Origin of the sequence: Acinetobacter sp. RW6 (assembly GCF_041956835.1) — a bacterium.
GTDB classification, from domain to species: domain Bacteria; phylum Pseudomonadota; class Gammaproteobacteria; order Pseudomonadales; family Moraxellaceae; genus Acinetobacter; species Acinetobacter calcoaceticus.
This window is the reverse complement of record NZ_CP167121.1, coordinates 3,328,778-3,344,680: the sequence shown is the minus strand read 5'-3', so window position 1 is coordinate 3,344,680 and position 15,903 is coordinate 3,328,778. Positions and strand designations below refer to the sequence as shown.

Sequence of the window (15,903 nt, the reverse complement as noted above, 5' to 3'; positions counted from 1 at the left end):
TCAAGTGAAGGAAACGCGATGAGAATCTCCGATCAAGTGGTCATGAAATTGCAGGCATTAATTGAAGAGCGTCACATGAGAAAAGGTGACCGTTTGCCTGCCGAGCGCCAGCTTGCAATAAGCTTAGGGGTTTCTCGTCCTTCTTTGCGTGAAGCAATTCAACAGCTCAATAGTCAAGGTGTACTCACTAGCCGTCGGGGTGATGGAACTTATATTCAGCAGTTACCTGAACAGTGGCCACAGCAACTCATTGTGAACCCGATTAGTAACTTGATTGAAGAAGATCCGCTGTACCGTTTTGATGTACAAGAGGCGCGGTTATTACTTGAGGGCGGTACTGCGTGGTATGCCGCATTACGTTCAACGCCTGAAGACCGTGCCAAAATTCATCATTATTTTAATGAAATTAGTCGCCATCAAAATGCGGGTGACTCAGCACAGGCTGCGGTGGCGGATGCTGAATTCCACTTGGCGATTGCAGAAGCATCGCACAATGTGGTGCTGATTCAAATGATGCGTAGTCTCTTTGATTTACTGCAATACAACGTCTTGTTGGGACGTAAAAAAGTTTATAACGATCCAATAAATAGTGACTTGCTGAGTGAACAGCATTTTCAGGTCATGGATGCGATCGATCGTAAAGATCCCGAGGCCGCACGCCAAGCTGTCTGCGGTCATATTGAATTTGTGATTAATCATGTGCGTTCTCTGAATGAAGACGAAGCTCGTCAGAAACGTGCAAACCGTTTAAATAGAGTTGATTCAAAATGATTATTTCTTCTGGCAATGATTATCGTGCTGCGGCACAGCGTCGCTTACCCCCGTTTTTATTTCATTACATTGATGGTGGAGCGTATTCGGAACATACCTTAAAGCGTAACGTACAAGATTTGTCAGAAATTGCATTGCGTCAACGTGTGCTCAATGACATGTCAGCATTAAGCCTTGAAACAAAACTGTTTAATGAAACATTGTCGATGCCGGTTGCATTGGCTCCTGTCGGTTTAACAGGCATGTATGCGCGCCGCGGTGAAGTTCAGGCCGCGATGGCAGCCGATAAAAAGGGTATTCCATTTACACTTTCAACGGTTTCGGTTTGTCCGATTGAAGAAGTTGCACCTGCAATTAATCGTCCAATGTGGTTCCAGCTCTATGTATTGCGTGACCGTGGTTTTATGCGTAATGCTTTGGAGCGTGCAAAAGCGGCAGGTTGTTCAACACTGGTGTTTACTGTAGATATGCCTGTGCCAGGTGCACGTTACCGTGATGCACATTCGGGAATGAGTGGGCCAAATGCTGCGATGCGCCGTTATATGCAGTCCATGTTCCATCCGCATTGGTCATGGAATGTCGGCTTAATGGGACGTCCGCATGACTTGGGTAATATCTCTAAATATTTAGGTAAACCAACTGGACTTGAAGATTATATTGGTTGGTTGGGTTCGAACTTTGACCCATCGATTTCATGGAAAGACCTTGAGTGGATTCGTGAGTTTTGGGATGGCCCAATGGTGATTAAAGGCATTTTAGACTCTGAAGATGCTAAAGATGCTGTGCGTTTTGGTGCTGATGGAATTGTAGTGTCGAATCATGGTGGTCGTCAGTTAGATGGTGTGATGTCATCTGCTCGTGCATTGCCTGCAATTGCTGATGCAGTTAAAGGTGATTTGGCGATTTTGGCTGACTCAGGCATTCGTAATGGTTTAGATGTGGTGCGTATGTTGGCGCTCGGTGCTGATACTGTTTTACTTGGTCGTGCGTTTGTGTATGCCTTGGCAGCAGCAGGTGGGCAAGGCGTGTCGAACTTGCTTGATTTGATTGATAAGGAAATGCGTGTTGCGATGACGCTCACGGGTGCTAAGTCGATTCAGGAGATTAATGCGGATTGTTTAGTACAGGCGATGAAGCAAGGTTTTTAAGAAATAACTTTTTAAGTGAAGCAGTAAGCACAGCCTTAAAATTTGGTGATTTGCTAATGTTTTGCGTATAGGCATTTGTCACTTTTGAAAGGTCAAAAGTAACCAAAAACCTTTTGTTGAGCAAACAGTACGTCTTTGTACTGTTGCTCAACAGGCGGCATCCATGCCGCCAACCGAGATAGTAAATATAGGGCTGATTCGAATTAGAGAATAAGCTAATTAAATTATAAATTACAAACGGTAAGACTCCGTCGTATTGGTCTAATTTGATAAATGGATGACCAAAAGGAAACCATCATGCAAACATTTTCTCCTCAAGCAGTGATTGAACGTTTACAGAGTATTGTAGGGCGCTCACATGTTTTGACCGACGATCAAAGCACACGCCAGTACCGCCAAGGTCGTCGTTTTGGTGAGGGGAAAGTACTAGCTGTGGTGGTGCCGGGGACATTGCTAGAGCAATGGCACGTGCTACAAGCTGCAATTGATGCAGATTGTATTGTGATTATGCAGGCGGCCAATACAGGACTCACAGGTGGTTCAACTCCGTATGGTGATGACTATGATCGTCCGGTTTTGGTCATGAGTACTCGCCGATTAAAGGGCATTCAAGTCATTCATGATGGTAAGCAAGTAATTTGTTTACCGGGTGCGACTTTAGACAATTTAGAGCAAATTTTAAAAGGATATGACCGTGAACCGCATTCGGTGATTGGCTCATCATGTATTGGCGCATCAGTACTCGGTGGTGTCTGTAACAACTCTGGCGGTGCGTTGGTACGCCGTGGGCCTGCGTATACGGAACTAGCGTTATATGCTCAGGTGAATGCTACTGGTCAATTAGAACTGGTGAATCATTTGGGTGTGAATCTAGGCTCGACACCCGAAGAAATTTTGACTCGTTTAGAGAAGCAGCAATATCAAGCCGTAGATATTTTGAATGATGGTGAAAAGCAGGCCTCGGACCATCGCTACGCACACGATGTGACTCAAGTCGATGAAGATTCACCAGCACGTTTTAATGCTGACCCATCACGTTTATTTGAAGCCTCAGGTTCGGCGGGTAAGGTCTGTGTTTTTGCTGTACGCCTTGATACGTATGAAAAAGTAGAGAGTAATGTCTTTTATATTGGTAGTAATGATGCAGACGATTTAACTGCTATTCGCCGTTATTTACTTACTTCACTGCCAAGCCTACCGATTGCAGGTGAGTATATTCACCGAGATGCTTACTTGATTGGTGAAAAGTACGGAAAAGACACGTTCTTGTTTATTGAGAAATTCGGAACAGCGAATGTTCCAAAAGCTTTTGCGATGAAAGATAAAGTCGATGGTTTTTTAGAAAGATTTAAAATTAAAGGCTTAACTGATCATATTTTACAGGCCATTACGTTCTTTTTACCGAGCCACTTGCCAAAGCGTATGACGGAATATCGAGACCTTTATGAGCACCATTTAGTGCTGCGTGTTGAAAATAATTCAAAAGCTCAGACCGAGCAGTTTTTAAAAGAATATTTTGCAGTGCATCAGTCAGGTAGCTATTTCGTATGTAGTGAAGAAGAAGGTCGAAAAGCATTCTTACACCGCTTTGCGATTGCAGGGGCGGCAATTCGTTATCGCGATACACACCGTAGTGAAGTTGAAGATATTGTTGCGCTTGATATTGCGTTACGTCGTAATGACAGAGAATGGGTAGAGCAATTGCCAGCCGAGATGGAAAAAAATATTATCCATAAACTCTATTACGGGCATTTCTTTTGTCATGTTTTCCATCAAGACTATATTCTTAAAAAGGGCAATGATCCGTTAGAAATGGAACATCAAATGTGGAAGTTGCTGGATGCGCGCCGTGCTGAATATCCGGCAGAGCATAATGTCGGGCACCTCTATATTGCCAAACCTGCTTTAGCGAATTTTTACCAAAAACTAGACCCAACCAATAGCTTTAATGTGGGTATTGGGCACACCTCAAAACTTAAGTATTGGGGCAAAGCTAAATCTTAATATCGAGACATAAAAAAAGGCGCCGAAGCGCCTTTTTTAATAAATGTCTTATGCAGCTTCTGTTGATTTAGCAAGCACTTCTGCAACTGCTTTAGCAACAGTGTAAACATTGTTCATGTTTAAACCTGCTACACAAATACGACCACTACGTACTAAGTAGATTGCATATTCTTCACGCAAGATATCAACTTGCTCAGCAGTTAGACCTGTGTAGCTGAACATACCTTTTTGGTTTACAAGGTAGCTAAAGTCACGGTCTGGTAATGCTTTAGTGAGTTCATCTTTCAAGATGCTACGCATTTTAATAATACGCTCACGCATCTCTTTTACTTCACCTTGCCATTGTTGGTTAAGTTCAGCGTCATTTAACACTTCATCAACTAACCATGCACCTGTTGTAGGAGGGCTAGAGTAAATACGGCGTACAGTCGCTTTTAACTGACCGAATGTGCACTGAGCTGCTTCTGCATCGTCACATACGAAAGTTAAGCCGCCAACACGCTCGCCATATAAAGAGAAGATTTTAGAGAACGAGTTGCTCACAATAAAGTTTAGACCCGCTTGGTCTAAAGCACGGATTGCATACGCATCTTCTTCCATACCATCGCCAAAACCTTGGTAAGCGATGTCTAGGAATGGAATAAGGTTACGATCTTTTAATACTGCAATCACTTGATCCCATTGCGCTGGATTTAAGTCAGCACCAGTTGGGTTATGGCAGCAAGGGTGCAATAACACAATGCTTTGCTCAGGCAAAGTTTTAAGTGTAGACAACATACCGTCAAAATCTACACCACGAGTTTCGTTATCGAAATATGGGTAGAAATGAGTCTTGATGCCAGCGCCATTGAAAATCGCAACGTGGTTATCCCAAGTTGGTTGGCTTACCCAAACATCTGAATTTGGGAAATAAGTTTTTAAGAAGTCAGCACCAACTTTCAATGCGCCTGAACCACCAAGCGTTTGGATGGTTACAGCACGGCCCGCTTTAACTGCTGGGCTGTTTGCACCAAATAAAAGTGCTTGAATTGCTTCACGGTAAGGTTTGAAGCCTTCCATTGGCAAATAAAGTTTGGTTTTACCGTTCTTAGGCTCAATACGCTTTTGCGCCTCAATAATGGTCTCTAACTGAGGAACAATACTGTCTTCGTTATAGTAAAGACCAATACTCAAGTTTACTTTTTCAGAACGAGTATCAGCATTGAACTGTTCCATTAAAGAGAGAATTGGATCGCCTGCGTATGGGGGGATATGTTGAAACATCAAAAAAGTCCTTTCATTCAACAATATGCATAGAGTTAAGTTTTTTCTGTTTCGAAAAATACATTACATCTATGTCGATGCTCAATAATGTACCAATAAAGCTACTGTGAAGCACCAGATAATTTCACTAATATCGATATTTTCCGGAAGAAACGATAAAAAAGATTTAAAAGAAATTACGGTAAATAGATACTAATTTATAACTCATGATTTCATTCAAACAGATTGTCTACAATCTTACTGTCATAGAAGGGTTGTAGACTAAAGTTTGAAACAAAAGTTTAGCGCCCAAAAGACACTTGAGAAAGAACCATAAAACTATAGATAAATTGATATTAAATCTTTGTTTTATAAGTATTAACAGGTAAGTAGCGTAATAGTCTAAATATAAGGTGAAATAAGAGGTTAATCTATAAAAATTGACCTAGTGCGTTCTCTAAAGTGTCAACAATCACCTTGATTTTTTTCATTCATACCGCTATAAAAGCCATAATTGATTAAAAATTGTCGACAATATGCAAGATTTGACCTTCGCACCAGAGCCTCTACAAAGTCAGGGTAGAACACTGACCGAGAATGTATTTAAACAAATACAGACGGCTATTGTTTTGGGTCAAATTCCGGCAGGTAGTAAAATCTCTGAACCTGAACTGGCACGGACTTATGGCATTAGTCGTGGGCCTTTACGTGAAGCGATTCATCGCCTTGAAGGTCAAAAACTCGTTGAGCGCACTGCACATGTGGGCGCACGCGTGGTTTCGCTTTCACTGCAACAGTTTAAAGAGCTTTACCAGATTCGTGCGTCTTTAGAAGGTTTGGCTTGCAAACTTGCTGCACAGCATATTGATAAAAAACAAATCTTGGCGCTACGCGATGTATTACGTATGCATGCTGAAGATGAAAACTTTAAAGCAGGTAAAGGATATTACTTGCAAGAAGGGCAGGATGATTTTCACTACTGCATTATTAAAAGTAGTGGCAATAAAACCTTAGAAAAAATGTTGTGTGATGAGCTTTATCACCTCATCCGTATGTACCGAATTCAATTTTCAAACACACCCGATCGACCGAGCAAAGCTTGGGACGAACATATCCGTATTTTAGATGCAATTGCAGAAGGCGATGGTGAACTTGCCGAGCTGCTGATGCATCGACATATCAATGCTTCTTACAAAATTATTGAGCAAACACTGCTACAAGCACAAGGAGAACATAACAATGGCTAAACAATCCGCAGGTCAGCTATTTCGCGATGCCGTAGCCCAAGAAAAGCCATTACAAGTGGTTGGAACCATCAACGCCAATCATGCACTTTTGGCAAAACGTGCAGGTTATAAAGCGATTTACTTATCAGGTGGTGGTGTAGCCGCTGGTTCTTTAGGCTTGCCTGATTTGGGAATCAGTAACCTTGATGATGTGTTGACAGATGTACGCCGTATTACCGATGTATGTGATCTTCCATTATTGGTCGATGCTGACACAGGTTTTGGTGCTTCTGCATTTAACATTGCACGGACTACAAAAGCACTTATCAAGTTTGGTGCCGCGGCAATGCACATTGAAGATCAAGTGGGCGCAAAACGTTGTGGTCACCGTCCGAACAAAGCCATTGTGACTCAAGAAGAAATGGTTGACCGTATTAAAGCTGCGGTCGATGCGCGTGGTGATGACAGCTTCGTAATTATGGCGCGTACCGATGCATTGGCAGTAGATGGTTTACAAGCTGCAATTGACCGTGCGGGTGCCTACATTGAAGCGGGTGCAGATATGTTGTTCCCAGAAGCGATTACTGAGCTTGATATGTACAAGCAATTTGCTCAGACAACAGGTGCCCCGATTTTAGCAAACATCACAGAGTTTGGTTCTACACCACTGTTTACTACTGAAGAGTTAGCATCTGCCGATGTAAGCCTTGCGCTTTATCCGCTTTCTGCTTTCCGTGCGATGAACAAAGCAGCCGAAACTGTGTATGAAACCTTACGTAAAGAAGGCACTCAAAAGAACGTGGTTGATATTATGCAAACGCGTAAAGAGTTATATGAACGCATTAATTACTATGCGTTTGAAGACTATTTAGACAACGCATTTGCTAAAAAGAAATAAACAAGTCCTCTTTTAAAAGAAAGGGATACGATGGTCTTGGCTATCGTGAAGGCGGCATGGATGCCGCTATGTTGGACTGCGATATATGGATATATCGTCAGACCAACAAGGATTTTTGCTTACTTTTCATCCGTGAAAAGTAAGGCGAACCGCAGGTTAATCAGAAAATTGGATGAGAACTCGGCAAGACGCTGTCGCGTTTTTACCCAACTAAAAATTGAACAAACAACAAATTCAGGTTGATATAAAGGATGATTCTATGAGCTCAAATGAAACAACAACAGGCTTCAAACCAAAAAAATCAGTTGCACTGAGCGGACAAGTTGCAGGCAACACAGCACTTTGTACTGTAGGACGTAGTGGTAACGACTTGCACTACCGTGGCTATGACATTCTTGACCTTGCGGTCGGTAGCCAGTTTGAAGAAGTTGCTCACTTGCTCGTACATGGCAAACTACCAAACAAAGCTGAACTCAAAGCATATAAAGCAAAATTAAAAGCACTTCGTGGCTTACCAGCAGCACTTAAGACTGCACTTGAGCAATTACCACCGTCTGCACACCCGATGGATGTGATGCGTACTGGTGTTTCAGTTCTAGGGTGTTTAACTCCAGAACACGAAGACCACAACGAAGCTGGCGCAAAAGACATTGCTGATAAATTAATGGCAAGCCTAGGTTCAATGTTGTTGTATTGGTATCACTTCAGCAATAACGGTCGTCGCATTGAGGTTGAAACTGATGACGACTCAATTGCAGCGCATTTCTTACATTTACTTCATGGCGAAAAACCATCTGAAGAATGGATTGAAGCAATGCATACATCACTCATTTTGTATGCTGAGCACGAATTCAACGCATCAACATTTACGTCACGTGTGGTTGCAGGTACAGGTTCTGACATGTATTCGGCAATTACAGGCGGTATTGGTGCGCTTCGCGGACCTAAACATGGTGGTGCAAACGAAGTTGCATTCGTAATTCAACAACGTTACGACAACGCAGACGAAGCAGAAGCAGACATCCGTAGCCGTGTTGAGAAGAAAGAAGTTGTGATCGGTTTTGGTCACCCTGTCTATACAATCTCTGATCCACGTAACGAAGTCATCAAAAAAGTGGCACATGACTTGGCACAAGCACAAGAGAATACCAAGATGTATTTAATCGCTGAACGCTTAGAAGCAGTGATGAAAGATGCGAAAAACATGTTCCCGAACCTCGACTGGTTCAGTGCTGTGAGCTATCACTTAATGGGCGTTCCAACAGCAATGTTCACACCATTATTCGTGATCGCACGTACAGCAGGTTGGTCAGCGCACGTGATTGAACAACGCCAAGACGGCAAAATCATTCGTCCAAGCGCGAACTATACAGGCCCTGAAAACCTCAAATTTAAACCATTGGCGGAGCGTGGTTAATGAACACAAAATACCGTAAACCGCTGGCAGGTACCCAGCTTGAATATTACGACGTGCGTCAAGCCGTTGAAGATATTCAGCCAGGCGCATACGAAAAACTGCCTTATACTTCAAAAGTACTTGCAGAGCAATTGGTACGCCGTGCCGATGCCGAGAACTTAACTGCCTATTTAACGCAGTTAATTGAGCGCCGTCAGGATTTAGATTTTCCTTGGTACCCTGCGCGCGTGGTGTGTCATGACATCTTAGGTCAAACTGCATTGGTTGACCTTGCAGGCTTGCGTGATGCGATTGCTGACAAAGGCGGTGACCCATCTAAAGTCAATCCTGTTGTGCCGACTCAGCTCATTGTCGACCACTCGTTAGCGGTGGAATATGGCGGTGCTGACCCAGACGCTTTTGAAAAAAACCGTGCTGTTGAAGACCGTCGTAACGAAGACCGTTTCCACTTTATTGAGTGGACCAAAACTGCATTTAAAAATGTCGATGTGATCCCTGCGGGGAACGGCATTATGCACCAGATTAACCTAGAGAAAATGTCTCCGGTCATTCAGGCGCGTGATGGCGTAGCATTCCCAGACACTTGCGTAGGTACTGACTCACATACACCACATACAGATGCTTTGGGCGTAATTTCTGTAGGTGTCGGTGGCTTAGAAGCTGAAAACGTAATGTTAGGCCGTGCATCTTGGATGCGTCTGCCAGACATTATTGGTGTTGAGTTTGTAGGTCAGCGTCAGGCTGGCATTACTGCAACAGATATCGTACTTGCTCTAACTGAGTTCTTGCGTAAAGAGCGTGTAGTCGGTGCTTACCTTGAGTTCTTTGGTGAAGGTGCTGACAGCATGTCTGTGGGTGACCGTGCAACCATTTCGAACATGACACCAGAATATGGCGCGACTGCTGCAATGTTCTACATCGACCAAAACACGATTGACTACTTACGCCTAACTGGCCGTGAAGATGCTCAAGTGGCATTGGTTGAACAGTACGCAAAAGAAATCGGTCTTTGGGCATCTGACATGACCAAAGCAGAGTACCCACGCGTACTACGTTTTGATCTATCAAAAGTAACACGTAACATTGCTGGCCCATCAAACCCACATGCACGTGTTTCAACTGCGGACCTCAAAGAAAAAGGTATTGCAGGTGTTGTTGAAAACCGTTCTGATGGTTTAATGCCAGATGGCGCAATCATTATTGCTGCAATTACCTCATGTACCAACACTTCTAACCCACGTAACACCGTGGCGGCAGGTTTGTTGGCACGTAAGGCAAATGAACTAGGTTTGGTTCGTAAACCTTGGGTGAAATCATCATTTGCACCAGGTTCAAAAGCGGCTGCACTTTACCTTGAAGAAGCAGGTGTTCTAAAAGATTTAGAGCAACTTGGTTTTGGTATTGTGGCTTACGCTTGTACGACTTGTAACGGTATGTCGGGCGCGTTAGATCCAGTCATTCAACAAGAAATTATTGATCGTGACTTGTACGCAACAGCAGTACTCTCTGGTAACCGTAACTTCGATGGCCGTATCCATCCATACGCAAAACAAGCGTTCTTGGCATCTCCACCACTTGTTGTGGCATATGCAATTGCAGGTACGATTCGTTTTGACATCGAAAAAGATGCTTTGGGTCACGATAAAGACGGTAACCCGATTTATCTCAAAGACATTTGGCCATCTGATGCTGAAATTGATGCGTTAGTTAAAGAAGCTGTGAAGCCTGAACAGTTCCGTAAAGTCTACATTCCAATGTTTGACTTAGGCGTAACCGTAGAGGCCGAAAGTCCGCTTTATGACTGGCGTCCACAAAGTACTTACATCCGCCGTCCACCATATTGGGAAGGGGCGTTGGCTGCACCACGTACTTTAGCGAACATGCGTCCGCTTGCAATTTTGGGTGACAACATCACCACTGACCACTTGTCGCCTTCAAACGCGATTTTGATGGACTCGGCTGCGGGTGAATATCTTCATAAAATGGGTCTACCAGAAGAAGACTTCAACTCATATGCAACGCACCGTGGTGACCATTTGACTGCACAACGTGCAACATTTGCGAACCCGAAACTGTATAACGAAATGGTGGTCCGTTCAGATGGTACGATCAAGCAAGGTTCAAAAGCGCGTGTAGAGCCAGAAGGCGAAGTGATGCGTATGTGGGAAGCGATTGAAACCTACATGAACCGTAAACAGCCGTTAATCATTGTTGCGGGTGCTGACTACGGTCAGGGTTCAAGCCGTGATTGGGCTGCAAAAGGTGTACGCCTCGCAGGTGTTGAAGCAATTGTGGCAGAAGGTTTTGAGCGTATTCACCGTACGAATTTGGTGGGTATGGGTGTGTTACCACTTGAGTTTAAACCGGGTGTAAACCGCAAGACTTTAAAACTAGATGGTACTGAGCTTTATAGCGTAATTGGTAATATTTCGCCGCGTTCGACTTTAACGTTAGTGATTGAACGCGCCACAGCGGATGGTAAAGAAGAGATTCTTGAAGTGCCTGTGACTTGCCGTTTAGATACAGAAGAAGAAGTTTCTGTATATGAAGCGGGGGGTGTATTACAGCGTTTTGCGCAAGACTTTTTAGAAGGCCAAGTGGCTTGATACTTTAGTTAAACATTATTGATATTGTTCAAAAAAAGCCCTATCTTAATGATGGGGTTTTTACTATATATTGTGTAAAAAGAGTTGATGGCCTCATAAAAAATTGTATTTAAAATAGGTTTTTTTAGAAAAATATCCATATAAAAAAGGATCAAAAATTGGAAACAACAAATAAATTAGATAATCAAGCTGAGAGGAAGTTACCAGTTAAAGCACATCTATTATGTGGCTGGCCACTCGTACTTATGTTGGTTGGAGGTGCTATTGGCGGAGCTCTTGGAGCAAGTGCTTATGGTATAAATGTTAAGATCTATAAATCAAACTTATCAAATATCGCTAAAATACTACTCAATTTATTGACAGGTTTAACAGCCATTATTCTTATGCTTATTGCGGCAAATTTGATTCGAATGTATTTTCTTTAAAGAAGTTGATCAATAAAAAAAGCCCGACATCCTGTCGTATCTCACACCTCGGGTGATTGAATGTATTATTGCCTGTTAGATACAGGAAGAAATGTCTTTAGAATTTTTAGAGGGAAGGGTGGTGTAGAAGTTAAAAATTATTTTGATATTTATTGAAAAAGATTAATAAGCCCCCAATCATTGAGGGGGCTTATTAAATTGGGGGTGATAATATAATGAGTATTAGCGATAAATTTACATCATTTTGTAATAATTTGAGAATGAGTGAGACTACTGTATTTAATATTAAATATAGAGTCGAGCAGATTACTAAAAGGATCAACTTGGATTTTTGGGGGATAGAATCAGGAATCAGACATAGTTTATATGTAGGATCTTATGGAAGAGGAACTGATATTCATACAAGTGATATTGATTTGATCATTGAACTCCCTTTCGAAATGTATTCTAGATATAGTAACTATATAGGAAATGGTCAATCAGCATTAATCCAAGCTGTAAAAGACTCTATAAAAAAAACTTACTCTAGTACATATGTTAGAGGAGATGGGCAAGTAGTAAAATTAAATTTCGCAGATGGTATTTGTTTTGAAATAGTTCCCGCTTTTTTAAATAGTGATGGTATTAATTATACATATCCTGATACAAATGGTGGAGGGAGTTGGAAAGTAACAAAGCCACGTGAAGAGAAAAATGCTTTAAATCAATTGAATATTGATTCTAATAAAAATTTAAAAAGATTATGCCGAATGGCGAGAGCATGGAAAGATCAATGGAATGTGCCGATTAGTGGAATCTTACTTGATACTTTAGCTTATAGATTTATGGAGCAATGGTCTTACAGTAATAATTCATATTTATATTATGATTGGATGACTAGAGATTTTTTCAAATATTTAAAAGATCAGAACCCAGAACAATATTATTGGCTTGCGCCTGGAAGTAAACAGTATGTATGGCGAAGTGGTAATTTTGAGTATAAAGCTTCTAAATGTTATGATCTTGCATTAAAAGCGTTGGAATATGAGGATAAAAAAATGCCTTATACAGCTAATCAAACATGGCGTGAAATTTATGGAAACAAGTTCCCAGCGTAATATACTTGAAGAACAAATTCGTGAGTGCTTTGGTAGAACGGTTTGGACACATAAAACACATGAAAAATGTGCAGATATACTAAGTTTTAGACAAAATTTTTTAAAAATAACTCAAATACTTATTTCAGGATTAGTTACAACTGGAATATTAGCTTCTGTATTTGGAGATAGTTCTGGGTTAGCTATTGTCGCTGCGATATTTTCTTTTCTTCTTACGCTATTGAATACTTTTGTTAAGAATTATGATTTGGGAGCATTAGCTCAAAAACATAGTGATGCTGCAATTCAAATCTGGAACATTCGCGAAAACTATTTATCATTATTAACAGATATTCAGTCTAATAGTATTTCAATTGAACAAATTATTGAAAGACGTGATTTATATCAAAAGGAATTGTTTGAAATTTATAAAGGAACACCGAGGACATTTAGTAAAGCGTATAGTAAAGCGACAAAAGCTCTGAAGGAGTGTGAGGAGTTAACTTTTTCTGATTCTGAAATTGATATTTTACTCCCAAAATCTTTAAGGAAAATTAATAAATGATATAACTTAGTTGAGTAATCTTTGAAAAGGATATATTTAAAATTACACTAAATTAAGCTTTTAAAATTCTATAGGCAAAGAAAGACTTCTTAAAGTTGAAGAAAAAATATTCAAAACGAAATTATTAAATTAGAAAAGCTTTCAACGGGATATTTATACCTAAAAATTCAAACAACAAACGATGCTGTACATTAAGAATAAAAAAAGCCCGACATCCTGTCGGGCTTTTTCGTATTTGGTTGCTAGATATGACTCCTGTCGTATCTCACGCTCCTAGTGCATGAACCTATTATTGTTGTTTTATGTTCCGGAACATCCTGTTCCTGTATGAACTCATCATAGGTAAAAAGTAGGGTGCAGCCAATCCGCAAAATCCCTAAAAGTTTGTAAGATAAATCGCACAAATAACATTTTTTGCATTTATGCCATCATCATCGGGCGAAATGGACAATTGACAATCACTCTAACTGGGTTATATTCCTGTTTAATATCTATACGATTATAGGAATGCAATCATGGTAACAGCTGGCGAAAAACCCGGAACAGGCTTCTATTTCTGCGCTCAATGTGGCCAGAGAGTGTTTCTAGAAATTAATACAGATCGTTTACCGCCGTGCACGAAATGCTATTGCACTGAGTTTAAACGTTAAGAATGAAATAATATTTGCGTTCGCATTTAACAAAAAGCCCTGTCACCCGATGGGGCTTTTTGTTAATTTAAAAATAAGACTTACATAACAAGACCCGTGATGGGCATGAAAAAGGAAACCGTTATGGAAACAATATTGGGTTTATGTATTGGCGTGGGTCTGAGCGCTGCCTGCGGTTTTCGGGTGTTTGTGCCGCTATTGGTGATGAGCATTGCAACCATGATGGGGTGGTTTGAGCCATCAAAAGGTTTCGAGTGGTTGGCTATGCCATCGGTTTGCTTGGCTTTAGCTGTGGCAACGGTGTGTGAAGTTGCCGCTTATTATATTCCATGGGTCGATAATGCCTTAGACACAGTCGCGACCCCTGCGGCCATGATCGCGGGTACGTTAGCGACAATGGCAGTCAGCAGCGGAGAAATGTCTCAGTTCGCGGGTTGGGCGGCAGCGATTATTGTGGGCGGTGGCACGGCAGGTGTGGTGCAAATGAGTACCGTTGCTGCACGCGGTGTTTCAACTGCAACCACAGGTGGCTTGGGGAATTTTGTAGTCGCTACAGGAGAGTGGATTGGAGCAATCTTACTTTCGGTTTCAGCTTTGCTAGTTCCCGCGCTTGTTGCGGTTGTGGTGCTTATTGCTGTTATTTTGGCAGTCCGTTGGATACGTCATAAAAAGCAAGAACAGGCACATAGCCCATTATAGATTAGTGTAAATATCATTTTTAAATGACAATAAAAAAAGCCCGACATCCTGTCGGGCTTTTTCGTATTTGGTTGCTAGATATGACTCCTGTCGTATCTCACGCTCCTAGTGCATGAACCTATTATTGTTGTTTTATGTTCCGGAACATCCTGTTCCTGTATGAATTCATCATAGGAAAAAAGAGGGGTGTCGCCAATCCGCAAAATCCCTAAAAGTTTGTAGGTTAAAACGTACATTGAAAAGTGGCGTAGGGGATTTTGTAGTTCCAATAGGTGAGTGAATAGCGGTGAGCTTACTTATATACATAACGATTTAGGAGGGTGAGAAGAAATAGAGTTGCTATTGATAACAATATGTTATTTTTAAGTTGTGGTTATAAAAAGAACAGTTTCTTCGGGAGTAATGCATAAATGATCGTTATGTTGGTTAAACCTGATTTAAGATTTAAAGAGAGTTATAAAAACTATATCAATGAATTAGCTGATGAAGAACGTTATCCTTTGACAATGGATTTTGATCATACAAATTTTGATTCGTTTTTGAATAAACTGAGAGAGTATGAAAAAGGGGAATCCTTACAGGAAGGACATGTTGCCAATATTACATATTGGTTAGTAGAGGGTAATGAAATTATTGGTGCATCTAACTTACGACCTAAACTCAATGAACAGATTCAATATTGTGGTGGGCATATTGGTTTAGGTATCCGTCCCTCTAAACGTGGACAGAATTTTGGCTCGAGATTATTAGAGCTTACAATTCAGGAGGCATGGAAGTTAGGCCTAACAGAATTACATATACATTGTTATAAATCTAATTTAGCTTCTGCAAAAACCATTCAAGCAAACAATGGCCGTCTTCATTCTGAAATTACTGTCGAGCAAGTAGTTCAAAGGTATGTTGTGAATAAAAAAATATAAGAATTTTCTTTTAGGTTGTTTTTAAATGACCATAAAAAAAGCCCGACATCCTGTCGAGCTTTTTCGTATTTGGTTGCTAGATATGACTCCTGTCGTATCTCACGCTCCTAGTGCATGAACTTATTATTATTGTTTTTTGTTCCGGAACATCCTGTTCCTGTATGAGTTCATATTAGGGAAAAAGCAGAGGGTAGCCAATCCGCAAAATCCCTAAAAGTTTGTAGGTTAAAACGTACAAGAAAGTTAAATGCTTTAT

Annotated in this window: 14 protein-coding genes; 13 read left to right on the top strand and 1 reads right to left on the bottom strand. The window is 41.2% G+C overall.

The annotated features are described in order from the left end of the window. Window positions 1-18: 18 nt before the first annotated feature. The 3 genes from lldR to dld all read left to right on the top strand — a co-directional run bounded on the left by lldR (window position 19) and on the right by dld (window position 3,923). Entirely contained in the window at window positions 19-771 is a 753-nt protein-coding gene (gene lldR, locus ACB088_RS15825; protein ID WP_199967865.1) for a transcriptional regulator LldR, read from the top strand. Further along, on the top strand, window positions 768-1,919 hold the full coding sequence (lldD, locus tag ACB088_RS15820; RefSeq protein WP_375037412.1) for an FMN-dependent L-lactate dehydrogenase LldD: 1,152 nt from the start codon (window positions 768-770) through the stop codon (window positions 1,917-1,919). Before lldR ends, lldD begins: the two co-directional genes overlap by 4 nt. Before the next feature lie 297 nt (window positions 1,920-2,216). Beyond that, complete coding sequence (dld, locus tag ACB088_RS15815) at window positions 2,217-3,923, top strand: D-lactate dehydrogenase (protein WP_375037411.1); 1,707 nt, start codon at window positions 2,217-2,219, stop codon at window positions 3,921-3,923. Window positions 3,924-3,971: 48 nt separating this feature from the next. On the opposite strand, the gene ACB088_RS15810 is transcribed toward dld, so the two are convergent. Further along, a complete protein-coding gene (locus tag ACB088_RS15810; RefSeq protein ID WP_003655711.1) occupies window positions 3,972-5,186 on the bottom strand; it encodes an amino acid aminotransferase in 1,215 nt (404 codons plus the stop codon). 515 nt (window positions 5,187-5,701) lie between these two features. Here ACB088_RS15810 and ACB088_RS15805 point away from each other — a divergent pair. The 10 genes from ACB088_RS15805 (at window position 5,702) to ACB088_RS15760 (ending at window position 15,647) form a co-directional block, all read left to right on the top strand. Continuing rightward, window positions 5,702-6,412 carry a GntR family transcriptional regulator gene (locus tag ACB088_RS15805; protein ID WP_003655709.1) on the top strand — a complete coding sequence of 237 codons (711 nt, stop codon included), beginning with the start codon at window positions 5,702-5,704 and terminating at the stop codon, window positions 6,410-6,412. Continuing rightward, window positions 6,405-7,289 (top strand): methylisocitrate lyase, encoded by an 885-nt coding sequence (gene prpB / locus ACB088_RS15800; RefSeq protein WP_003655707.1) that lies wholly within the window; start codon window positions 6,405-6,407, stop codon window positions 7,287-7,289. Before ACB088_RS15805 ends, prpB begins: the two co-directional genes overlap by 8 nt. Window positions 7,290-7,548: 259 nt before the next feature. Next, window positions 7,549-8,706, top strand: a complete 1,158-nt coding sequence (prpC, locus tag ACB088_RS15795) for a 2-methylcitrate synthase (RefSeq protein WP_003655705.1) — start codon at window positions 7,549-7,551, stop codon at window positions 8,704-8,706. Then, window positions 8,706-11,312, top strand: coding sequence for a Fe/S-dependent 2-methylisocitrate dehydratase AcnD (gene acnD, locus ACB088_RS15790; protein WP_375037410.1), 2,607 nt, complete (start codon window positions 8,706-8,708; stop codon window positions 11,310-11,312). The genes prpC and acnD overlap by 1 nt, the downstream gene beginning before the upstream one ends. 158 nt (window positions 11,313-11,470) lie before the next feature. Then, window positions 11,471-11,737, top strand: coding sequence for a hypothetical protein (locus ACB088_RS15785; protein ID WP_375037409.1), 267 nt, complete (start codon window positions 11,471-11,473; stop codon window positions 11,735-11,737). Between the two features lie 215 nt (window positions 11,738-11,952). Then, window positions 11,953-12,834, top strand: coding sequence for a nucleotidyltransferase (locus ACB088_RS15780; protein WP_375037408.1), 882 nt, complete (start codon window positions 11,953-11,955; stop codon window positions 12,832-12,834). Then, window positions 12,812-13,378 carry an SLATT domain-containing protein gene (locus tag ACB088_RS15775; RefSeq protein ID WP_375037407.1) on the top strand — a complete coding sequence of 189 codons (567 nt, stop codon included), beginning with the start codon at window positions 12,812-12,814 and terminating at the stop codon, window positions 13,376-13,378. Before ACB088_RS15780 ends, ACB088_RS15775 begins: the two co-directional genes overlap by 23 nt. Before the next feature lie 515 nt (window positions 13,379-13,893). After that, entirely contained in the window at window positions 13,894-14,028 is a 135-nt protein-coding gene (locus tag ACB088_RS15770) for a zinc ribbon-containing protein (protein ID WP_004640417.1), read from the top strand. Between the two features lie 123 nt (window positions 14,029-14,151). After that, window positions 14,152-14,727, top strand: coding sequence for a DUF4126 domain-containing protein (locus ACB088_RS15765; RefSeq protein WP_375037406.1), 576 nt, complete (start codon window positions 14,152-14,154; stop codon window positions 14,725-14,727). A 410-nt stretch (window positions 14,728-15,137) separates the two neighbouring features. Beyond that, the gene (locus ACB088_RS15760) at window positions 15,138-15,647 is read left to right on the top strand and encodes a GNAT family N-acetyltransferase (RefSeq protein ID WP_375037405.1); all 510 of its coding nucleotides are present in this window, start codon (window positions 15,138-15,140) and stop codon (window positions 15,645-15,647) included. Window positions 15,648-15,903: the final 256 nt, after the last annotated feature.